This is a genomic window from Paracoccus wurundjeri, assembly GCF_030678915.1.
In the GTDB taxonomy this organism is placed as follows: Bacteria; Pseudomonadota; Alphaproteobacteria; order Rhodobacterales; family Rhodobacteraceae; genus Paracoccus; species Paracoccus onubensis_A.
Genome location: NZ_JAUUTZ010000005.1, coordinates 139,802 through 159,293 on the forward strand (window position 1 = coordinate 139,802; position 19,492 = coordinate 159,293).

General features: G+C 60.8%; 21 protein-coding genes. 13 read left to right on the forward strand and 8 right to left on the reverse strand.

Translation table 11 applies throughout. The features are described 5' to 3' along the window. Positions 1-191: 191 nt before the first annotated feature. A complete protein-coding gene (locus tag Q0601_RS07120) occupies positions 192-1,409 on the reverse strand; it encodes an SGNH/GDSL hydrolase family protein (RefSeq protein ID WP_305288613.1) in 1,218 nt (405 codons plus the stop codon). After that, positions 1,406-2,599: an MFS transporter gene (locus Q0601_RS07125; protein WP_305288615.1), complete on the reverse strand. Its 1,194-nt coding sequence runs from the start codon at positions 2,597-2,599 to the stop codon at positions 1,406-1,408. Before Q0601_RS07125 ends, Q0601_RS07120 begins: the two co-directional genes overlap by 4 nt. A gap of 109 nt (positions 2,600-2,708) precedes the next feature. On the opposite strand from Q0601_RS07125, the gene Q0601_RS07130 reads away from it, so the two are divergent. The 4 genes from Q0601_RS07130 (at position 2,709) to Q0601_RS07145 (ending at position 5,983) form a co-directional block, all read left to right on the forward strand. Further along, positions 2,709-3,545 carry a LysR family transcriptional regulator gene (locus Q0601_RS07130; protein WP_305288617.1) on the forward strand — a complete coding sequence of 279 codons (837 nt, stop codon included), beginning with the start codon at positions 2,709-2,711 and terminating at the stop codon, positions 3,543-3,545. 181 nt (positions 3,546-3,726) lie between these two features. Continuing rightward, a complete protein-coding gene (locus tag Q0601_RS07135) occupies positions 3,727-4,674 on the forward strand; it encodes a bifunctional helix-turn-helix transcriptional regulator/GNAT family N-acetyltransferase (protein ID WP_305288619.1) in 948 nt (315 codons plus the stop codon). Next, complete coding sequence (locus Q0601_RS07140; RefSeq protein ID WP_305288621.1) at positions 4,671-5,570, forward strand: DMT family transporter; 900 nt, start codon at positions 4,671-4,673, stop codon at positions 5,568-5,570. The genes Q0601_RS07135 and Q0601_RS07140 overlap by 4 nt, the downstream gene beginning before the upstream one ends. After that, entirely contained in the window at positions 5,567-5,983 is a 417-nt protein-coding gene (locus Q0601_RS07145) for a thioesterase family protein (RefSeq protein ID WP_305288623.1), read from the forward strand. The genes Q0601_RS07140 and Q0601_RS07145 overlap by 4 nt, the downstream gene beginning before the upstream one ends. Positions 5,984-6,240: 257 nt before the next feature. On the opposite strand, the gene Q0601_RS07150 is transcribed toward Q0601_RS07145, so the two are convergent. Then, on the reverse strand, positions 6,241-7,293 hold the full coding sequence (locus tag Q0601_RS07150; protein ID WP_305288625.1) for a ketopantoate reductase family protein: 1,053 nt from the start codon (positions 7,291-7,293) through the stop codon (positions 6,241-6,243). A gap of 154 nt (positions 7,294-7,447) precedes the next feature. On the opposite strand from Q0601_RS07150, the gene Q0601_RS07155 reads away from it, so the two are divergent. Both Q0601_RS07155 and Q0601_RS07160 read left to right on the forward strand, forming a co-directional pair. Then, positions 7,448-7,945 carry an ArsR/SmtB family transcription factor gene (locus Q0601_RS07155; protein ID WP_370656100.1) on the forward strand — a complete coding sequence of 166 codons (498 nt, stop codon included), beginning with the start codon at positions 7,448-7,450 and terminating at the stop codon, positions 7,943-7,945. Continuing rightward, positions 7,942-8,412, forward strand: a complete 471-nt coding sequence (locus tag Q0601_RS07160; RefSeq protein WP_305288627.1) for an SRPBCC family protein — start codon at positions 7,942-7,944, stop codon at positions 8,410-8,412. The genes Q0601_RS07155 and Q0601_RS07160 overlap by 4 nt, the downstream gene beginning before the upstream one ends. Positions 8,413-8,557: 145 nt before the next feature. Here the strand turns inward: Q0601_RS07160 and Q0601_RS07165 are convergent, their stop codons facing one another. Further along, positions 8,558-9,001 carry a MarR family winged helix-turn-helix transcriptional regulator gene (locus tag Q0601_RS07165; RefSeq protein WP_305288629.1) on the reverse strand — a complete coding sequence of 148 codons (444 nt, stop codon included), beginning with the start codon at positions 8,999-9,001 and terminating at the stop codon, positions 8,558-8,560. Between the two features lie 121 nt (positions 9,002-9,122). On the opposite strand from Q0601_RS07165, the gene Q0601_RS07170 reads away from it, so the two are divergent. Together Q0601_RS07170 and Q0601_RS07175 are read left to right on the forward strand one after the other, a co-directional pair. After that, positions 9,123-9,548, forward strand: coding sequence for an organic hydroperoxide resistance protein (locus Q0601_RS07170; protein WP_305288631.1), 426 nt, complete (start codon positions 9,123-9,125; stop codon positions 9,546-9,548). 110 nt (positions 9,549-9,658) lie between these two features. Then, positions 9,659-10,156: a hypothetical protein gene (locus Q0601_RS07175; protein ID WP_305288633.1), complete on the forward strand. Its 498-nt coding sequence runs from the start codon at positions 9,659-9,661 to the stop codon at positions 10,154-10,156. Between the two features lie 20 nt (positions 10,157-10,176). Here the strand turns inward: Q0601_RS07175 and Q0601_RS07180 are convergent, their stop codons facing one another. After that, complete coding sequence (locus tag Q0601_RS07180; protein WP_305288635.1) at positions 10,177-10,932, reverse strand: SDR family NAD(P)-dependent oxidoreductase; 756 nt, start codon at positions 10,930-10,932, stop codon at positions 10,177-10,179. Between the two features lie 171 nt (positions 10,933-11,103). Here Q0601_RS07180 and Q0601_RS07185 point away from each other — a divergent pair, with 171 nt between their 5' ends. Then, positions 11,104-11,979, forward strand: a complete 876-nt coding sequence (locus Q0601_RS07185; RefSeq protein WP_305288637.1) for an AraC family transcriptional regulator — start codon at positions 11,104-11,106, stop codon at positions 11,977-11,979. A gap of 89 nt (positions 11,980-12,068) precedes the next feature. Here Q0601_RS07185 and Q0601_RS07190 read toward each other — a convergent pair whose 3' ends face one another. Beyond that, positions 12,069-13,415 (reverse strand): alpha,alpha-trehalose-phosphate synthase (UDP-forming), encoded by a 1,347-nt coding sequence (locus tag Q0601_RS07190; RefSeq protein WP_305288639.1) that lies wholly within the window; start codon positions 13,413-13,415, stop codon positions 12,069-12,071. 942 nt (positions 13,416-14,357) lie between these two features. On the opposite strand from Q0601_RS07190, the gene Q0601_RS07195 reads away from it, so the two are divergent. From Q0601_RS07195 to Q0601_RS07210, 4 genes are all read left to right on the forward strand, one after another. Beyond that, entirely contained in the window at positions 14,358-15,629 is a 1,272-nt protein-coding gene (locus Q0601_RS07195) for an NAD(P)/FAD-dependent oxidoreductase (protein ID WP_305288641.1), read from the forward strand. 97 nt (positions 15,630-15,726) lie between these two features. Beyond that, complete coding sequence (locus Q0601_RS07200; RefSeq protein ID WP_305288643.1) at positions 15,727-16,554, forward strand: TIGR02587 family membrane protein; 828 nt, start codon at positions 15,727-15,729, stop codon at positions 16,552-16,554. An 11-nt stretch (positions 16,555-16,565) separates the two neighbouring features. Further along, on the forward strand, positions 16,566-16,958 hold the full coding sequence (locus Q0601_RS07205; RefSeq protein WP_305288644.1) for a hypothetical protein: 393 nt from the start codon (positions 16,566-16,568) through the stop codon (positions 16,956-16,958). 220 nt (positions 16,959-17,178) lie between these two features. Next, complete coding sequence (locus tag Q0601_RS07210; RefSeq protein WP_305288645.1) at positions 17,179-18,051, forward strand: SDR family oxidoreductase; 873 nt, start codon at positions 17,179-17,181, stop codon at positions 18,049-18,051. Between the two features lie 133 nt (positions 18,052-18,184). Here the strand turns inward: Q0601_RS07210 and Q0601_RS07215 are convergent, their stop codons facing one another. Both Q0601_RS07215 and Q0601_RS07220 read right to left on the reverse strand, forming a co-directional pair. Continuing rightward, positions 18,185-18,685 (reverse strand): YciE/YciF ferroxidase family protein, encoded by a 501-nt coding sequence (locus Q0601_RS07215; RefSeq protein WP_305288646.1) that lies wholly within the window; start codon positions 18,683-18,685, stop codon positions 18,185-18,187. Between the two features lie 181 nt (positions 18,686-18,866). Further along, positions 18,867-19,478, reverse strand: coding sequence for a cysteine hydrolase family protein (locus Q0601_RS07220; RefSeq protein ID WP_305288647.1), 612 nt, complete (start codon positions 19,476-19,478; stop codon positions 18,867-18,869). Positions 19,479-19,492: the final 14 nt, after the last annotated feature.

Sequence of the window (19,492 nt, forward strand, 5' to 3'; positions counted from 1 at the left end):
TACCGCGTCATTAATATGGATTGGGCCGGGCCCCATCAGTGAACGACAGCAGGAATCCTGCCGCGGCACCACAGAAAAACTATCCTTTCAATAACTTGAAGGCATTACCGCCCCCTTGGATGCTCAGGACCAAAATCGCCACGCCGCTTCGCCTCCTGAACCGTATCCAAAGCTGCGCCGCGCAATGCCCGCTATTCCTCTCGCCTCAAAAGTTCCAACGAAATGGCGGCTGCCATTGCCTCATTCCCTGCCGCGCCCGGATGCAGCCGGTCTCCACTGTCATAGGAAGGGTTCAGCCGCGATGGATCATCCGGATCGCGCAACACGGCGTCGAAATCGACCAGCGCATCGACCAGATCGGTCTTCCGCAACCAGTCGTTGAATTCACGGCGAAGCGCATCTTTCCCGACACTCCAATAGGTGGCTGCAAGCGGCGTGTCGGGCAGCGCGCCGCGAAATGGCGGGACCGTTCCCACGATCAGACGCACACCCTGCGCCTTGCTCTTCGCGGCAACAGCGGCAATGCCTGCCTGAAGACGTTCAAGCGTCATCGGGGTTTCGTCGGGTGCAAAGGGCGAACCGGGCCAGGCGATATCGTTGGTGCCAATCAGAAGCACCACAGCGTCGATTCCCGGCACGGCGAAAGCATCGCGGTCGATCCGCGCCAGAATGCTTTCTCCCATCCCGTCCGAAAGCAGCCGGCCACCGGATATACCGGCATTGATCACCGCGACGCCTTCCGGGACAAGCCGCCGGGCCAGGAAATCCGGCCAGCGCACATCCTCGTTCATCGCCGCACCATTGCCATCGGTAATGGAATCCCCCATCGCGGCCACGACCATCTCGGCCGGACGGTCGGTCAGCACATTGGCAAGGGTCACGCGGGCGGTGATCTCTTCTTCAATGCGATTCCCGTCCAGCACGAAACCCGTTTCGCGCGCGTCCCAATGGAAATCCTGCGCGACCGCGTCCTTGCCATAGCGCAGGGTAACCGCAAGGCGCTGGCCCGCCCTGACCGGCAGCGCCACCGGGTCAGAGACGATCCGCGCTCCCGGCGGTATGATCACCTTGGGCTTGCCACCGAAGAGAACGGGCAGTTCCCGCCCCTCCAGCATGGCGCCTTCACCGCCGGGCGCCACCATGACGGCATCGACCGGCAAGGGTTTGGTGCCGTAACTGTTCGACAGGGTGATGCGCAGGCTGTCACCGCCCCAGGCAAGGGTCAGGGGCTGGCGAACGGTTTTCCCCGCAATACTGTCGGGCAGGCCGGTGGGAAAATCGAATTCGGTATTCCAGACCGCTTCCGGGCTCGCAGCCCAGGCCGGAACCCATTCCCGCGGCTGGGCCGATACGGTTCCGGCGGTCAGGGTGAGTAGCATCGCGGTAATCGTTGTTGCGATCGGTTTCATGATCTTTCCCGGGATCTGAAGGTTGCTAGGGTCAGCAGCACGGCCAGGACGGGCATGACCGCGCCAAGCGGAAACAGGCTTCCAAGCCCCCATCCCGCCGCAATCGCGCTGCCGCCGATGGCCGCACCAATGGCATTGGCAAGGTTGAAGGCCGAGATATTCAGGGTCGACGCCAGTTCCGCGCTTGCGCCTTCGGACCGGCTCAGCATGAAAGACTGAAGCGGCGCGAGGGTCGAAAAGGCCGCCACTCCGAACAGGAAAAGCGAGATCGCCGCGGCGAACGGATTCCCCATGCCAAGACGCATGGCCAGTATCACCGCCGCCAGCCCTGCCAGAGTGCCCACCAATGCCGGACGCAACCCGCGATCCGCCAGACGTCCGCCAAGGATGTTGCCCACCACGATGCCCGCGCCGAACAGCAGCAGGTATCGCGAGACATGCGCCGAAGAAACCCCGCTGATCCCGGTCAGGATCGGGGCGATATAGGTAAAGACCAGAAACACCCCGGCATAACCAAGCGTCGTGGTGGCAAGCGCCAATAACGGTGCACCGCGCAGAAGCCGTGCAAGGCTGCGCCAGTTTGCCGGTGTTTCACTGCGGGTACCGGCGGGCAGCGACAATGCGCTGGCGACAAGGGCCAGCAGGCCGATGCCGCTCACGCTCCAGAAAGTCGCGCGCCAGCCGAGTGCCTGACCCAGTTCGGTGCCGAAGGGCAGACCCAGCACCGTCGCGAGGGTCAGACCGGTAAAGACCAGCGCAATGGCCGATGCCTTGCGTTCGGGCGGGACCAGACTCTGCGCGACGACCGTCCCGACACCAAAGAAGGTGCCATGCGCAAAGCCGCTGATGACGCGCCCCAGCATCAGCAGCCCATAGCTTGGGGCCACGGCGCACAGGATATTGGCAAGGATAAAGATCGCCATCAGTGAAAGGATCACGTTGCGATGCGGCAGGCGCGCCGTGGCAAGGGTCAGCAGCGGGCCGCCAAAGGTGACGCCAAGCGCATAGCCGCTGATCAGCAGACCCGCCGACGGCACGCTGACCGAAAGCGACTGTGCCACCTCGACCAGCAACCCCATGATCACGAATTCGGTCAGGCCAATCCCGAAAGCACCGATGCCAAGCGCGGCAAGGGCCCAGCGGGCATTGCGCCCGGTCCCGATCTGTCCGGCGGCGAGGGTCGTTGTCATGATGCATATCTCCACTTGTTCGGGTGGAAGATCGGCACAGCAGACTTGAGAAACCAGACGCTGAAAACTACAAGCAATTGTGCCTGTTGTTCACAGATGGATAAGGCGAATGCGCGACACCAACCGGCTTGCGGAAATCGAGACCCTGTTAAGCGTCATCGCAGAGGGCAGTTTTTCTGCCGCCGCAAGAATGCGTGGAATGACGCCATCGGCCGTCTCCAAGATGATGGCCCGGCTTGAGCAACGGCTGGGCGTCACGCTGCTGAAGCGCTCGACCCGAAAGGTTCAGGTGACCGAGGAAGGCGCACGTTTCGCGCGGCAAGGCCAGGCGATCCTCGAAGCGCTCGACGCGGCAGAGCACGAGGCAAGCTGTGGTCGGATTGCGGGCAGCGTGCGGATCGCCACCAGTGCTGCCTATGCCAACAATATTCTGGCGCCGATCCTTGGCGGCTTATTGCGAACCTATCCCGAGATTCGCATCGATCTGGTGATCGGCGACAATGTCAGCGATCTTTACGGTCAACCGATCGATCTGGCGGTACGGGCCGGACCGCTTGACAGCTCGAACCTCATGGCTCGCCATCTGGGGCAGAGCGAGATTGTCGAGGTCATGGCCCCATCCCGGAACGATGATCTGCCATCATCGCTTCGGATCGGCTTTTCCTATACCCGCCGCGACATCACATGGCGGCAGGGATCACCGCGCCTGCAGGTCAATGACGGGGCGACCATCGCGGCCCTTGTTGCCGCCGGCGCCGGTGTCGCACGCGTGGGCCGCTTTACCGTCGCCCGTGAACTGGCGGCAGGAACCGTTGCGCTTTGCGATCCGCATGCAGAACCGGTTTTCGAGGATTTTCATCTGCTCTATGTCGGGCGCGCCAAGACGCTTCCGCGCCGAGTCCAGGCGGTGCTGGACTATCTCGCCAAACATGGCCGGGTCGATTAGGTCAGCTTTAAACGAAGCGGACTCCCTCTATCCGCTATCGATCATCGCATAAAAGGAGCGGCCAAGCTGCCTTGCAGCGATGCGGCGTAGCCCTCGAACATCGCCGGCGCGGAATCCGTCATTGCGTTGCGCCTTCAATCCTATATATTGACATAAGCAACATATAAATTGATTTGGCATCATGAATATGATCCAGGATGAAAATCCCAGCGATTCCGAGATTGCCTCCGTCCGGCTGTTCAATCGCTTTCACACAAGGCTGGTCGGCGCATTGAACGATCGCCTGCTGGCCTCTGACTACTCGCTGCCTCAGGTACGCATCCTCTATGAAATCGCGAATGCGCGGCCCGATGCGCCACCGTCGGCCCGCGAGCTTGGCAAGGCTCTGCGGATGGATACCGGCTATCTCAGCCGCATCGTGTCCGGGCTGGAAGGTGAAGGGCTCGTCATGCGGACGCCATCTTCCGACAACGCGAAGCGGCTGGCACTGACGCTGACCGATCGCGGCGCCGCGGTGTTCAACGGGTTGAATGCGGCATCGGCGGAAGAGGTCGCGGCACTTCTTGCTCCGCTTTCCAAAACGGAACGCAGCCAGCTTGTGGGCGCAATGCACCGCATCCGCCGGCTATTGGGGGACGACCCGGACGACAGGACTTTCATCCTCCGTGACCCCCGGCCCGGCGACCTGGGGTGGATCATGCATAGGCAAGGCATGCTTTATGCCCGCGAATACGGCTGGGACTGGACATTCGAGGCTCTGGTCGCCGAAATTGTCGGGCAATTCGTGAAAGAATTCGCTCCCGATCGGGAACGGTGCTGGATCGCGGAAATGGAGGGCGAGGTCGTCGGATCGGTCTTCGTCGTACGTCAGGATGACGAAACCGCCAAATTGCGCTTGCTTTATGTCGATCCGGCGGCGCGGGGCCGTGGGCTTGGGCGACGGCTGGTCGAGGAGTGCATCCGCTTCGCGCAGGCAAAGGGCTACAGACGAATGGTCCTGTGGACCAACGATATCCTGATCTCTGCCCGTCGCATCTATGAGGCGGCGGGGTTCACGCTGATCGAGGAAGAGCCGCATCACAGTTTCGGAAAGGATCTGGTCGGGCAGGTCTGGGGGCGTAATCTGTGAGACTGGCCCTTCTGGCAGCGGCGGCGACAGGCGTGCAGGTCGGCTCTGCCCTCGTTGCCAGCGAGGCGGTCGTGGCGGAAGTCGGCGCGGGGCGTCTTGGCTTTCTGCGATACGGCCTTGCACTGATCTTCCTTCTGCCCTTCGCACTGCGATCTATCGGGCCTTCGGTCGGGAAACACGACCTTCTGCCCATCGCCCTGATCGGGATCGGCCAGTTCGGCGTTCTGATCGCGCTGCTGAATGTTGCCGTCCTCTACTCCAGCTCTGCCCGCGTTTCGCTGGTCTTCGCAACGCTGCCCGTGGTGACGCTGGCGATCGGCTGGGCAAGGTCGGATTCGGGCGTGACGCCGCGTATCTTTGCCGCAATCATCTGTTCGGTGATCGGCGTGGCCGTGCTTCTGGCTGGCGATGCCTTGTCAGGCCGATTGGCGGCGTCCGACCTGATCGGATCGGGATGCGCGGCGCTTGCCACTCTGACGGCGGCACTTTGTTCGAACCTCTACGGCCCCTATCTCCGCCGCTACGGCGTCGTGAAAGTCAGCGTGATCGCCATGGCCGCATCCCTTGCCCCTCTTGGGCTGATGGGAATGATCGAGGTGCATGGAACGGCTGTCGCGGACTGGCCGGCCGCAACCTTCTTCCTGATCGGCTTTATCGGCCTGTCCAGTGGCATTGGCTACCTGATGTGGCTCTACGCGCTCGCCAACGCCCCGGCGGGGATCGTCACCGCATTCCTCGCCCTCAGCCCCATCACGGCGGTTGCCTTCTCGGTGATCTGGCTGGATATGCGGGTCAACGGCGCGCTTGCCGTGGCCCTTGTCCTTATCATCGGCGGATTGGCCTTCACCGGTATCCGCCCTCAACCGAAACCGGAAAACAGGATACTTCCCGAATGAAGGATACATTGATCGCCGGGCTTACCCATGAAGCCGAAATCACCGTCACGCAGGAGATGCTGGTGCCGAATGTCTCGGCCGAGCTGGGCGCCTTCGCCGACATGCCGCCGGTATTCGCCACGGCCATGATGGTCGGTTTCATCGAGGCGACCTGCATCGAATGCCTGCGCGGCCATCTTGGCGATGGCCAGCACACGGTTGGAATCCATATCGATGTCAGTCATTTGGCGGCGACTCCAAAGGGCATGAAGGTCCGCGCCGTGGCCGAACTGGAGAAGATCGACGGCAGGAGGTTGACCTTCCGGGTACAGGCATTCGATGAAGCGGGCCTGATCGGACAGGGAAGCCATCAGCGGGCGGTCATCGATGTTGAACGCTTTGTCCAGAAGGTGAACGAGAAGGCGGCACGGTAGGACCCATAGCTGCCATCGGCGATATGCGTCGCATCCTGTCGTCGGGGGCCAGAGACGGCCGATTTCCGCGCCTGCGCGATATTACGTTGGATTCCGGGCATCATGCCGAGGGGGCGAAAGCCCTGGCGGATGCTCCGATCCGCCAGGGCCTTCGATAATTTACCCGTCATTCGTCCTTGCCGCCCGCCCGAAGCAAGCTCCGCGATCTGCGGGGTTGCCCGCGGGATTTTCGGCCTGTCCTTTGAGGGGTGTTTGTTCTACGCGGGTTCCGTGACGTTCTGCGCCAGCCTTGCATCCACCACGGCGACGATCTCGTCGATATCGGCAAAGGGCATGCCCACGGCTTCGCCCAGCTTCTGCACGATCTTGTCGACCCGCTCGATCTGCGTCGCCCCGTCATAAACCGCACGCGCAGCCGAAGAGGGCTTCAGCAGACCTTCGGCCGCATTGGCATATTTCTCAAACGGCACCTGATCCGCCGGATCCGCGCCCAGCTTGCGGGCGATCGCATCCACATGACTGTAAATGGCCCGCGACTTCTTTAGATCGGAATGCACGGCTTCACGAATGGCCCGTGCGTCGCCGGGCGTGATGCAACGGTAGTTGCCGGTCAGCAGCATCGACCATTTCGCCAGCGGTACGAAAAGCGAATCGAAGACTTTCAGCTTGACCGGCACATCCTTGCCATCAAGCGTCACAGCGGCGATGTCGTCTTCCATCTGGCGCAACATCCGGTTGTGACCGTCATCCGCGAAAGCGGCCGCCTTGAAATTCGTTGGCAGGCCGACATGCAATATGTTCGCCTCCTCCTCGGGTGGCCGGAATGCCTGCGGATCGGGACTGCAAAGGCTCATCAGCCCCGGCTCGAAGCCATCCCAGACCCGCGGCGCGGAATAGGCATCCTCCAGCATGGCATGGTCAATACCGCTGATTCTGCGAAGAAAAGGCAGGGGCGGCATGTTCATGATCGACAGGCAGGGGCGCCCCGATTGCGCGATATCGGCCATGAGCGGCCGCACGCCGGGGGCTCCGTATTGCGGCTCTTGCATGGCCAGCGCGACCAGATCATATGCCGCCGGAGTCGCCTGTTCCGGCGTGACCGCACCGACCCGGCCGGGCAGATCCACCGACCGGATCGCACGATGCGTGTCTTCGCCTCGTAGCTGGATACGGACTTCCGTGCCATTCTTGTTGATAAGACTCGCTGTGGCGGGACGACACACCAGATCCACCTCGTGACCCGCCATTGCCAGTTTCGTACCCAGCAGCGATCCATAGGAAGCTCCTAGTATCAATATCTTATACGCCATTCCAGCTCTCGCTCTTTTCTGTTTTCATTTCCAGGAAGGACCGCATCCGCAATTTTTCCGCATCCACAAGCTTTCGGCTACGGTATACCTTCGGGTACAAAAATTGCGAATCCTGCCCTTTTTCCGTCAGATTGTTATCAAGAAATGAAGGCAGGTGGTCAAGCTGATCATAAGCTGTATGACGCGGATCGCATTTATACGAAAACGCACATCGGCAATGTCGCAACAGGTTGGTTCGGGGCCGATCCTGTTCGCACCGTCGGTTTTTTGTTTCCCATATGGTGAATTGTTTGTTATAGTTTACCATATGGAACACTATAATCTCACTTTGGACACTGCGTTTCATGCGCTAGCGGATCCGACCAGAAGGGCGGTGATCAATCGCCTGGCAGAGGGGGACGCACCGGTCAAGAAACTTGCAGAGCCCTTCGACATGGGGCTCCCCGCCTTCCTGAAACATCTTCGCGTGCTTGAACAAAGCGGACTGATCACAACGCAGAAATGCGGTCGCGTGCGAACATGCCGGTTGCAGCCCAAACGACTGTCGGAAGCAGAAGCGTGGCTTTCCGAGCAGCGCGAGCTTTGGCGGGCGGGTGCCGACCGGCTTGCCGCCTATGTGGAAAATCAGATGACAGAGGATGATGACGAATGACACCCCAAAACAATGAGCTATCGATTTCTCGGCTTATCAACGCTGCGCCGGGCAAGGTATGGAAGGCATGGAGCAAGCCCGAGCATCTTGCGAAATGGTGGATTCCCGATCCGATCGAATGCAAGGTGGTCAAGCTGGACCTGCGCCCCGGAGGCGGGTTCGAGACCCGGATGCGCGAAGGAAATGGCGATTTCAAGCCGCATGTCGAAGCCTGTTTTCTTGATATTGTTCCCGAGCGGCGGCTGGTATGGACAACGGTTCTTGCAGAGGCGTGGCGGCCGATCGAGCCTTGGCTGGCCTTGACCGCGACCATCACATTATCTGCCGAAGCGGATGGCACCCGCTATTCGGCGCATGTGATGCACAAGAACGCATCCGATAAACGCAAGCATGAAGAAATGGGGTTTCAGGAAGGATGGGGGACCACAATCGACCAGTTGGCAGCCTTCGTGGAGCGGCAGGGCTGAAGCCTCATTTCCCGCCGCAGAATGGCAAATAGGGTACCAGCCGGCCTTACGGCACTATGGCGGGCTGATCCGGTCGCCCTGACTGGCTGACAGTCATGGATGGCCCTGACCGGCCATCGCCGGCGATCCTCGCCTGACCGTGGCCTCAGGAGGCGCTTTCCTTGCCCGTCAGCGCCTGATGCAGGCGCTGGACCTCGCGGTTGAGGGCGATCATCTCTTCCGCCGCCATACCGGCGCGGTTGAAAAGGGCTTCGCCAAGGCAGCGGCTTTCGGTCTTCAGTTCAAGGCCGCGCGCTGTCAGGGCGACCAGAACCCCCCGCTCATCATCCTGACGCCGCGTCCGGGTGACCAGCCCAGCCGTCTCCAGCCGTTTCACCAGCGGCGTGATCGTGCTCGGCTCCAGATCCAGCCGGGCTGCAATCGCACTGATGCTGCGCCCGTCCTTCTCCCACAAAACGTTCAGAACCAGATATTGCGGATAGGTGATCCCCAACTGGTCCAGCAGCGGCTTGTAAAGGCGGTTGATCGCCATGGATGTCGCATAAAGCGAAAAGCACAGCTGATCTTCAAGGGTCAGGTCATGGGTCATGGCTATGCTTATCACGGAATTTGTTATCGCGACAATAAAAAAGCTGGACATGGGGCTTCACCGCTCTTATGAAGAATATTATCGCTATAATAATTATTGTGATATTCAAATGGAGATGATCATGTCAGTCCAGGTTCTCTACCAAACCCAAGCCACTGCAACCGGAGGCCGCGAAGGCCAGGCCCGCAGTGAAGACGGCCGCCTGGAGGTCGCCCTGTCGACGCCGAAGGAACTGGGTGGCGCGGGCGGTACCGGCACCAATCCTGAACAGCTTTTCGCTGCCGGTTATGCGGCATGTTTTCTTGGCGCGCTCAAACTTGTCGCCCAGCAGCAGAAATTGAAGATCCCGGCCGATGCCGCGATCACCGCCACCGTGGGCATCGGACCGCGCAGTGAAGGCGGTTTCGGCATCACGGCCGATCTTTCGATCAGCCTGCCAGGCATCGCGCGCGAGGATGCGCAGAAGCTGGTCGACGCAGCGCATCGGACCTGCCCCTATTCGAATGCCACCCGGAACAATGTCGCGGTCGGCCTGACGATCATCTGAGGCGGCTTCCGCAAACGCGGGCCATCATCACCAGCGCCGAACCCCTTTGGACCAGACGCCGAAGGCGGTTCGCCGCCAGACACTCATTGATATTAGCAAAGGAAGCAAAGATGTTCGGGATCACACCCCTGGGTTGGCTACACACGCTTGGAAGCCTGCCGGCCATCCCCCTTGCAATCTACATGCTTGCGCGTCACGGACGGATTGTGCCCCGATCCAATGCGGGCAAGCTTTATTTCATCTTCATGCTGATCGGAGGGCTGACCGTTTTTCTGGTTGCAAAGCAGCCGGTGAGCAATGGCATTGCGGCCGTGACACTGATCCTGCTTTTCGCCGGCTACGGCGTTGGCCGAATTGCGGGATTGGGACGCGCCGCCCGGTATTTCGAAACCATCCTCCTGACCATCACGGTCTTCCTGCTGCTGGTGCCCTCGGTTTCCGAGACGCTGAGACGCGTTCCGGATGGCAATCCGATTGCGGCTGACCCGGGTTCCCCGATCCTGCTGGGCGCGCTTGGTACATTGTTCGTCATGCTGATTTTGGGGCTGGTGGGGCAGATCATATATCTGCGCAGGACCGCCACACAGGTCAGCACCGTTTCGGGCTGACCTGTGCGGCTGCTGCCGGTTCAGATTGCCTGACCGCCCGAAACCTCGATCCGCTGCGCGGTGACCCAGCGGTTATCGTCGGACAGCAGGCTTGCCACCATCGGGCCGATATCGTCGGGCAGGCCCACCCGGCCAAGCGCTGTCAGCCCGGCGAATTTCGCGTTGAGATCCGGATTGTCGCGCACGGCCCCATTACCGAAATCGGTCTCGATGGCGCCGGGAGCCACCGCGTTCACGGCGATGCCGCGCGCGCCCAGTTCCTGCGCCATATAGCGGGTCAGCACCTCGACCGCACCCTTCGCCGCCGCATAGGCCGAGAAACCCGGAGAGGAGAACCGCGTCAGCCCGGTCGAGAAATTGACGATCCGGCCGCCATCGGCAATCAGCGGCAACAGCGCCTGCACAAGGAAGAACACCCCCTTCACATGCACATCGAACAGGCCGTCGAACTGCGCTTCGGTCGTTTCGCCGATCGGAACGAATTCGCCGTGACCGGCATTGTTGACCAGATGATCGAAGCTGTCGCGTCCCCAGATTTTGCGCAGGCTGTCGCGCAGCGTGTCGGCAAAGGCAGGGAACGACGCCATCTCGGAGACGTCGAGTTGCAATGCCACCGCCTTCCGGCCCAGTGCCTCTATTTCCGCGACGACCTCCCCGGCCTGCGCCGCGTTGCCGCGATATGCCACGATGACATCACCGCCATGGCGGGCGATGGAAAGGGCGGTGTTGCGGCCCAGACCGCGGTTGGCGCCGGTTATCAATGCGATCTTGCTCATGTCTTTTTCCTCATGTTGAGCGGATGAAAGGAAGATGGGGCAGAAAGGCGTGGCAGAGTTGCCCATTCCTCGCGCAATCTTGCCTGTTTCCGTGAAATCAGCGGATATCTCTTGCATATATGGCCGACATCCTTGCCTGATACTGCAAGCGGGTTACTCTGGGGCCAACTGATGCGCAGCCTTCTTGATCTTGTCCGCCGTCATGCCGATGGCTATGCCGACCGCTTCGGTTTCGCGCCGACGCCCTTCCCCGGGCTTGGCGTGGTGCGCATGCTGCACCCCGGCGAATTGCAGGTAACGGTGCAAAAGCCGCTGATCGCGATCTGCCTTCAGGGCCGCAAGCGTGTGATGATGGGCACATCGCGCTTTGACTATGGCGCGGGCGAGGCGCTGCTGATCACGGCGGATGTGCCGACCACCAGCCAGATCCTCGAAGCCAGCCCCGTCGTGCCCTATTACGCCCTCGCGCTAGAGCTGGACCCGGCGATTCTGCGCGCTCTGTCCGCCGAGGCTGATCTGCGCCCTGTCAATGCCGCCCCGATCCGGATCGAGCCGGCCGACCCGGATGTGACCGATGCCGCATTGCGGCTGATGCGTCTGCTGGACCGGCCCGCCGCCTTGCCGGTGCTGGGCGAGGCGCTGCTGCGCGAGATGCATTACTGGCTCCTGACTGGCCGCCACGGCGCCGCGATCCGGGGGCTTGGGGCGGTCGACAGCCATGCCCATCGTATCGCCCGGGCAGTGGCATTGATCCGGCAGGACTATGCCCGCGCGCTTCGGATCGGGGATCTGGCGGCAGCGGCGGGGATGAGCGAATCCTCATTTCACCAGCATTTCCGCACGATCACCACCTTGTCGCCGTTGCAATTCCAGAAGCAGCTGCGGCTGATCGAGGCCCGGCGCCTGATGCTGACGGATGGCGCGGGCATCGCACATGCCGCTCATGCGGTGGGCTATGAAAGCGTGCCGCAATTCACCCGCGATTATGGCCGCCTGTTCGGCCTGCCGCCGGGCCGCGACATGCGTGAAGCCCGGCTGAGCGCCTGAGGCGCGACCCGGCTCACGCATGTGGACGCGATTTTCCGGCATCATGGAATATGATGGAAGTTTACCGCTACGGCAGGCGTCAGAGAGCGTCACTTGCCAAGCGCCGAAAGATAGGCCGACGACCACCAGTTGACGTCATGCCGTATAATCCCTTCGAGAAGCGCCGAATGGCGGCGGCGGCGCTCGGCAAGGTTCATATCGATCGCCTGCATCATTGCCTCGGCCAGTTCACCGGGATCATACGGATTGATAAGCAGCGCATCCTGCATTGTCTCGGCAGCACCCGCGAAATGCGACAGGATCAGGACGCCGGGATCGGAGACGTCCTGCGCCGCGACATATTCCTTGGCGACCAGATTCATGCCATCAGCCAGCGGGGTGACCAATCCGACACGTGCCTGCCGGTAAAGTCCAGCAAGTTCATATCTGGGAATCGTACGGTGAATATATCGGATCGGTGTCCAGTTCACGGTGGCGAATTCGCCGTTGATCCTGCCGGCCAAATGCTCGGTTTCTTCGCGGATGTCGCGATAGGCGGTGACTTCTTCGCGGGTCGGTGGCGCGATTTGCAGGAACGCCACCCTCTCGATCAGGTTGGGATTATTGTTCAGCATCAGTTGAAACGCGCGGAAACGCTGTGGAATACCTTTGGAATAATCCAACCTGTCCACTCCGATCATCATCTGCGAATTGGTCAGGCCGCGCATCCTGTCTTCCTCGCGGGCATCGCAGGCATCGGCGATGAAGCCCTTCGCATCGATGCCGATGGGAAAAACCCTGACTTGCACCTTGCGCCCCGAAAGACGGACGAAACCCTTTTCCAGTGGCTCGATTTCCGCAATTTGCCGTCCGCTTTCCAGAAAATTCGCTCTGTCGCGCTCTGCTTGAAAGCCGATCAGGTCGTATTCCGACAGCCAGTCGAAAAGTTCCGCCGGATTCGGCAGAGTCGAACAATCCGCCGGGCTGGGAAAGGGAATATGCAGGAAGAACCCGATACGTGCGGCCACACCCCGTTTGCGTAATTCCGACGCCAGCGGGAAAAGCTGATAATCATGCACCCAGATACGGTCGTCTTCGCGCAGATGCGGCAGCATCAATTCGGCGATACGCGCATTCACATGACGATAGCCGTCCAGATACTCCGGCGCGATACGCATCAGATCGGCGCGGTCGTGAAAGGCTGGCCACAGCACCGAATTCGAGAAACCGAGATAATAGTTCTCATAATCCCGGGGGCCTAGATCGAAGGCCGCCCGCTGGAACGAGGCTCCGCCCTGAAAGGTTAATTCAGCCGAGGTTTTCCGGTCATGATCGCCCGAGAAACCGACCCAGAGCCCGCCGGATTGGCGCAACGCATCCTGCAAGGCGACGACCAGCCCGCCCGATGGGCTATCGCCAAGAGGGATCCGGTTCGAAACGACGACAAGGCGTGACATCCGTCTATTCCTCACTGGGTTGCAGAGCGATGTTATTTCGGGCGGATTCTTATCGAAATCAATAAGCTGAGCGAAATTCCAGTCCCTTCCGGATCAAATCATATACGTCACCGCACAGCAAGCCGCACCGGGCATCGTCCGGCCTCATCGGCAGATCACGGTCAGAAGACGCTATATCGGTCGTAACGAATACCGCCCTGCGGTTGAGGCGGCAAAACAGGTTGCACGGTACAAACTAAACAGAAACGGAGTAACGATGTTCCCGTGAAAATCCTCGTGCCGGGCCGGACTCCGCGCCAAACCCCTACGGGTTTCTGACGGAAACATCGGGGCGAGGGAGGGTGACAGGTCCGACTTCTATCCCTGTGGCGACAACATCATTTCGCCGGACAAGATCTGATGAGCAGATCGTTATCCATACGCGGCCAGCAGATGCGCCAGAGACAGACATCGCATTTCCCTTTGGATACCCGGATGGCGCGCCGGGATCGCAGCGCGATCCTGAAGTCAGGCAGGAGGGACCAACGACCTGGCCGGCCGACTTCATGCCGACGGCCATCCGGGTCCGAAACAACGCGACGGATACAACATCTCCGGTCAAGTCACGAGGGTCAGAGGCCGACCTGGCCGAACAGGGAACATCATGTTGCGATCCGAATGTCTCGATGTCGTTCCGGTCGTGCTGAAACCTCAGGCGCCGAAGATTGTTCCAGACAGGCGCAACTTCCTGACGGGCTCAGGTTTTTCGCCGCTGCATCCGTTATCCGGGTCTCCGCGCCGGCAGAGTTAGGCGGATGGTCTGGATTGCGGCGCTGCCTTGGGTGTTGCAGGCTTGGCGAATGACAGATCATCGGCCCCTGACGGCTGAAACCTTCCGGATCGCAATGGCCGGATCGCTACCGACGGATCGGAACAGCCTGCCGAACAATACGAGGATATGATATGCGCCAGAAAATCGTCGTGATCGGAGCGGGTTTCGCAGGTCTTGAGCTTGTCTCGAGGCTGAAAGGCACGGATTGCGATATCACCCTGATCGACCGCCGCAACCATCACCTGTTTCAGCCGCTGCTGTATCAGGTCGCGACAACGGTCCTGTCCACCGCCGAGGTCGCCTGGCCGGTTCGCCGCCTGTTTCGCAAGCGGAAGGACGTGACGACCCTGATGGCCGATGTGACCGATATCGATCGTATGCGGAAAAAGGTGATTTGCGCGGATGGCACCAAGGTGGATTATGATTGGCTCGCGGTGGCCACGGGCGCGGGGCATACCTATTTCGGGCATGACGAATGGGAAAGATTTGCGCCGGGGCTGAAGACGCTCGAAGACGCCACCACGATCCGCCGCCATCTGTTGCAGGCATTCGAAAAGGCCGAACTCACGGGCGACGATGCTGAACGGCAGGCATTGCTGACATTCGTCATCATCGGCGCGGGACCGACCGGGGTCGAACTGGCCGGCAGCATAGCCGAACTGTGCCACCGCGTCCTGCCATCGGATTTCCGGCGTATCGATACCCGCGCCACCCGTATCATCCTTGTCGAGGCGGGCGACCGCATTCTGGCCGGTTTCGATCCGAAACTGTCTGAATATGCGGCCTCGGCGCTTCAGCAGCGGGGGGTTCAGGTCAGGACCGGCGCGCAAGTCACCGATATCACGGCCGAAGGCGTCAGGATCGGCGATGCTTTCCTGCAATCCCGAACGGTACTTTGGGCCGCAGGGGTCCGCGCCTCGCCCGCCGCCGAGTGGCTGGGCGCCGAAACCGACCGCGCGGGCCGCGCAAAGGTAAGCGAAACCCTGCGGTTGCCCGACGATCCATCCGTTTTCGTTCTGGGCGACACCGCGCATATCGTCAGTGCGGGTTCGATGGTTCCAGGCGTCGCGCCCGCCGCCAAACAGCAGGGCGCTTATGCCGCCAGAGTCATCAGGGCGGCGTTACGTGGGAAACCCGCCCCGCCGCCATTCCGCTACCGGCATCAGGGCGATCTGGCGACGATCGGACGAAACGCGGCGATCATCGATCTGGGCAGGCTCACCCTGTCGGGACGTCTGGCATGGTGGGTCTGGGGAATATCCCATATCTATTTCCTGATCGGGACCCGCTCGCGCATTTTCGTTGCGCTAAGCTGGCTCTGGAGTTTTCTGACACGGCAGAATTCGGGCAGGCTCATCACCCAATCCGACAAGGTCGTGCCGCGGAACGACAGGCAAAGCTGAGCTTTCGCCAACCACTTGACGGCCAGTGGCAGGCAAGGGAACAAATTCCACGGCATGAGGTTTCACCTCTGCATCGCGACATGAGGCTTGCAATCCGATGAACTCGCTTCCGGTCGACCCCCACAATCAACGCGCCTTGCGGGATATGGGCCGGGCGGCGGCTGGTGCGCTGCTTTTCTCGCTGCCGATGCTGATGACAATGGAGCTTTGGTATATCGCGCTCTATATCGAGCGATGGAAGCTGCTCTTGTTCCTGTTCTCGTCATTTCCCCTGCTGATCCTGCTGTCGCGGATGATCGGGTTTGAAAAGACCACGGGCTGGTCCGAAGCCATCAAAGACAGTATGGTCGCGGTCGGCATCTCGTTCTCGACCTGTTTCGTCATTCTGTTCCTGCTGGGTGTCCTGTCCTCCGATCTGAATCTGGACAACCTGACCGCCGCGGTCGCGGTGCAACTGGTTCCGGCCTCGATCGGCGCCTTGCTGGCCCGCAGCCAGCTTGGCGTCGAAAAGGCCGAGGACAACGAACGACCGGAAAGCTATTCGCGCGAATTGTTCCTGATGGCGGTCGGTGCCCTGTTTCTTGCATTCAATGTTGCCCCCACGGAAGAAACGCTGCTTATCTCTTACAAGATCACCTATCTGCATACGCTTGCCATCCTTGCCGTCTCGCTTCTGATCATGCATGGCTTCGTGTTTTCGCTTGGCTTCGCAGGTGGCCGCGAACTGACGGATGAACTGACCACGCCCCGCGCGTTTCTGTTCTTCACGTTGCCCGGATATGTGATCTCGGCTCTGCTCAGCCTCTATCTGCTGTGGATCTTCGGCTCGCTGGATGGATTGGCGCCGGGCGCGATAAGCAAGGCGGTTGTCGTGCAGGCCCTGCCCGCCTCGATCGGCGCTGCCGCGGCGCGGCTGATCCTGTGACGGAGGAAAAGATGGCTGACAACAGCAAGAGAGATTCCAGACAAAAGCCGCTGGCCGAGACGGTCGTCGGCATCTTGTCCGCCGTGCTGGTCTTTGCGTTCGTGATCTTTCTGGCCCATCAGGCCATCACCGGCGACAGGTCTCCGCCTGACCTTGAGGCCATCCCTGAAACCGCGCTGCGGCAAGAGGGCAAGACGCTGCTCAGGGTGAAAATCGTCAATCGCGGCGAAAGGGCCGCCGCCGATGTCACGGTCCGGGCGGAAATGCCCAAGGGTCCCGGCCGGGAGATCCGCTTTGACTATGTTGCCGCAGGATCGAGCCAGAGCGGAGCTTTTCTTTTCGACAGCCCGGATGTGGCGGCAGAAGATATTCGCCTGAGCATTTACGGTTTCGTCGAACCCTGATCGCGCATCGTTCCGGCATCCGATCCGCCGCTAGCGCGCGCCCGGTCATCGCAGGACGCAAATAACCGGTATGGGAACATGATCGCGCCTTACCGGTTTCCGGCGCAGCGTCCGGGAAAACGACAGGACGCGCCGACATGTCCTTCATGTGACGGATGCGGCGGCTGTAGCCACGCTTTTTGCCCGCAGCCGCATCGGCAAAACGGAATTGGAGAAAACGATGCAAAGCCATCCTCAGGAAAAGCACATTCATCCGCCCCTGCCCGAACAGCAACAGGAAATGCCCGGTCTGACCGAAGAGATGACCCCTCGTCCCGACCACGGCGAGGAAAGCTATCGCGGCAGCGGCAGGCTGGAGGACAAGGTGGCCATCATCACCGGCGCGGATTCGGGGATCGGCCGGGCAGTCGCCATAGCTTTTGCGCGTGAAGGGGCGGATGTCGTCATCAATTACCTTGAAGAGGATAATGACGCGCGGGAAACCGCCCGCTGGGTCGAGAAGGCCGGGCGCAAGGCGCTGGTGGCGCGGGGCGATATCTCGGATCAGGCTTTTGCGCGAACGCTTATCGACAGGACCATTGCGGAATGGGGCCGCCTTGATATCCTCGTGAACAATGCCGCCCATCAGGCGACATTCGAACGGCTGGAGGATATCACGGCCGAGGAATGGGAACTGACCTTCCGCACGAATATCCATGCCATGTTTTACCTCTGCCAAGCGGCGCTAAAACATATGAAACCGGGATCGGCCATCATCAATACATCCTCGATCAATGCAACCAGCCCGTCGCCCACGCTGCTGGCCTATGCCACGACGAAAGGCGCAATCGCCAATTTCACCGCCGGACTCGCGGGGCTTCTTGCCGATCGGGGAATCCGCGTCAATGCGGTTGCTCCGGGGCCGATATGGACGCCGCTGATCCCATCGACCATGCCCCCCGAAAAGGTCAGGAATTTCGGCAGGAACACCCCGATGAAACGCCCGGGGCAGCCCGCAGAACTGGCCGCGACCTATGTGCTGCTTGCCTCCCCGGAATCGAGTTATACGACCGGTGCGCTCTATGAGGTGACAGGCGGCCGGGCAATGCTATGACGCCAGAGCCGCGCGGTTGCGGGCAATTCCGGCCGCGCGGTGATCCGGCCGTGCCCCGCCATGGGCGCTTTTTCCCATTGTCGTCACGCATGGCGCAGCAGCGCCATGCGAACGGTGAGACGGCCGGCTGCAATCAACCCACAGCTTCGACAGCTTCCTGATTTGCGGATTTGTCGGCTATGCCCGTCAGTTTTTCGTCGGCGGCAGATTCCTCGTCCAGGGTTCTGGACAGCAAGTCCTCGGCTTCCGACAGACCCAGCATCCCGGCCCAGCGTTTCAGGGTTCCGTAGCGGGTGATTTCGTAATGTTCGACGGCCTGCGCCGCGGAAATCAGCCCGGCATCCAGCGCCGGAGAATCCTTGAAGGACTGCATGATCTCTTCGCCTTCCTCGATGATGCCGTCGATGGCAGGGCAGGTTTTTCCGCGCGCCTGCTTGTCGATCAATGCGAAGACGTTCTGAAGGCGTTCCACATGGGTCTCGGTTTCCTCGCGATGCGCTTCGAAAGCCGAGCGCAGCTTGTCGGACTGCGCGCCGCGCGCCATCTTGGGCAATGCCTTCAGAATCTGACGTTCGGCATAATAGATGTCCCGGAGCGTATCATGAAACAGATCGTCAAGTGCCTTGGTCTTCATCGGAGTTTCCTTTCGTTTTGGCCGCCATTGGTGGCGGACGGCCAGACAAACCGGAAAATCCGCAGGATGTTCCTGGCCGTCGTCACAAACCGGCATCTGTGCTCCCAAGACGATCAGCAAGGGCATTCGGGGTCAGCCGGATATATGCCCACCCGGAGTTTCCGGCGGCACGCAAAACCCGTCACCCACGAGGCCGCCACTGATCCATCAATTCGGCCAGCGGCGCGGTTTCGATCTGCCTGCCGAAACGCGATTCATAGATCCGCATCGCCGCGTCATGTGTGGGATCAGCCGATGAACAGACCGCGTCCGAGATCAGGATAACCCGATAGCCCCGGTCGATTGCGCCCAGCACCGTGGCAAGGACACAGATTTCGGTCTCACCGCCGGTAATGATCAAGGTCGAAATCCCGGCCGCCTGTAAAAACCCGTGCAACCTGCCATCCGGCCATGGCGAGTAAAGCTGTTTGTCGAACTGCCGCGCGGGTGGGACATGGCGCGCCAGCGCAGAAGGCAGTTCCAGCCAGTCGGCGGAAAGGCGGTCGCGCAGCATCTGCGGCCAGGCGGCATAGTAACGCGCCCATGTCCCGGCATATTTTTCGGCATCCGCCGGCGGAATGAAGCGCGTGAATATGGTGCGCGCCGCATGCGCGGCGGTCAGTTCACTCACCGCAGGCAGGATTTTTTCCATCCACGGCACAGCCCATGACGATCCCGGCCCGAAAAGCCGCTGCATATCCACGCAAAGATGCACCGCCTCGTCGCCGGGCGGCCCGAATCTGATCCCTGTCACGGCGTCAAATCCTT

Excerpts from the sequence above, each read along its gene's own strand:
- Q0601_RS07120 (WP_305288613.1), bottom strand. The coding sequence starts at position 1,409 with ATGAAACCGATCGCAACAACGATTACCGCGATGCTACTCACCCTGACC.
- Q0601_RS07125 (WP_305288615.1), bottom strand. The coding sequence starts at position 2,599 with ATGACAACGACCCTCGCCGCCGGACAGATCGGGACCGGGCGCAATGCC.
- Q0601_RS07130 (WP_305288617.1), top strand. The coding sequence starts at position 2,709 with ATGCGCGACACCAACCGGCTTGCGGAAATCGAGACCCTGTTAAGCGTC.
- Q0601_RS07135 (WP_305288619.1), top strand. The coding sequence starts at position 3,727 with ATGAATATGATCCAGGATGAAAATCCCAGCGATTCCGAGATTGCCTCC.
- Q0601_RS07145 (WP_305288623.1), top strand. The coding sequence starts at position 5,567 with ATGAAGGATACATTGATCGCCGGGCTTACCCATGAAGCCGAAATCACC.
- Q0601_RS07150 (WP_305288625.1), bottom strand. The coding sequence starts at position 7,293 with ATGGCGTATAAGATATTGATACTAGGAGCTTCCTATGGATCGCTGCTG.
- Q0601_RS07160 (WP_305288627.1), top strand. The coding sequence starts at position 7,942 with ATGACACCCCAAAACAATGAGCTATCGATTTCTCGGCTTATCAACGCT.
- Q0601_RS07165 (WP_305288629.1), bottom strand. The coding sequence starts at position 9,001 with ATGACCCATGACCTGACCCTTGAAGATCAGCTGTGCTTTTCGCTTTAT.
- Q0601_RS07170 (WP_305288631.1), top strand. The coding sequence starts at position 9,123 with ATGTCAGTCCAGGTTCTCTACCAAACCCAAGCCACTGCAACCGGAGGC.
- Q0601_RS07175 (WP_305288633.1), top strand. The coding sequence starts at position 9,659 with ATGTTCGGGATCACACCCCTGGGTTGGCTACACACGCTTGGAAGCCTG.
- Q0601_RS07180 (WP_305288635.1), bottom strand. The coding sequence starts at position 10,932 with ATGAGCAAGATCGCATTGATAACCGGCGCCAACCGCGGTCTGGGCCGC.
- Q0601_RS07185 (WP_305288637.1), top strand. The coding sequence starts at position 11,104 with ATGCGCAGCCTTCTTGATCTTGTCCGCCGTCATGCCGATGGCTATGCC.
- Q0601_RS07190 (WP_305288639.1), bottom strand. The coding sequence starts at position 13,415 with ATGTCACGCCTTGTCGTCGTTTCGAACCGGATCCCTCTTGGCGATAGC.
- Q0601_RS07195 (WP_305288641.1), top strand. The coding sequence starts at position 14,358 with ATGCGCCAGAAAATCGTCGTGATCGGAGCGGGTTTCGCAGGTCTTGAG.
- Q0601_RS07200 (WP_305288643.1), top strand. The coding sequence starts at position 15,727 with ATGAACTCGCTTCCGGTCGACCCCCACAATCAACGCGCCTTGCGGGAT.
- Q0601_RS07205 (WP_305288644.1), top strand. The coding sequence starts at position 16,566 with ATGGCTGACAACAGCAAGAGAGATTCCAGACAAAAGCCGCTGGCCGAG.
- Q0601_RS07210 (WP_305288645.1), top strand. The coding sequence starts at position 17,179 with ATGCAAAGCCATCCTCAGGAAAAGCACATTCATCCGCCCCTGCCCGAA.
- Q0601_RS07215 (WP_305288646.1), bottom strand. The coding sequence starts at position 18,685 with ATGAAGACCAAGGCACTTGACGATCTGTTTCATGATACGCTCCGGGAC.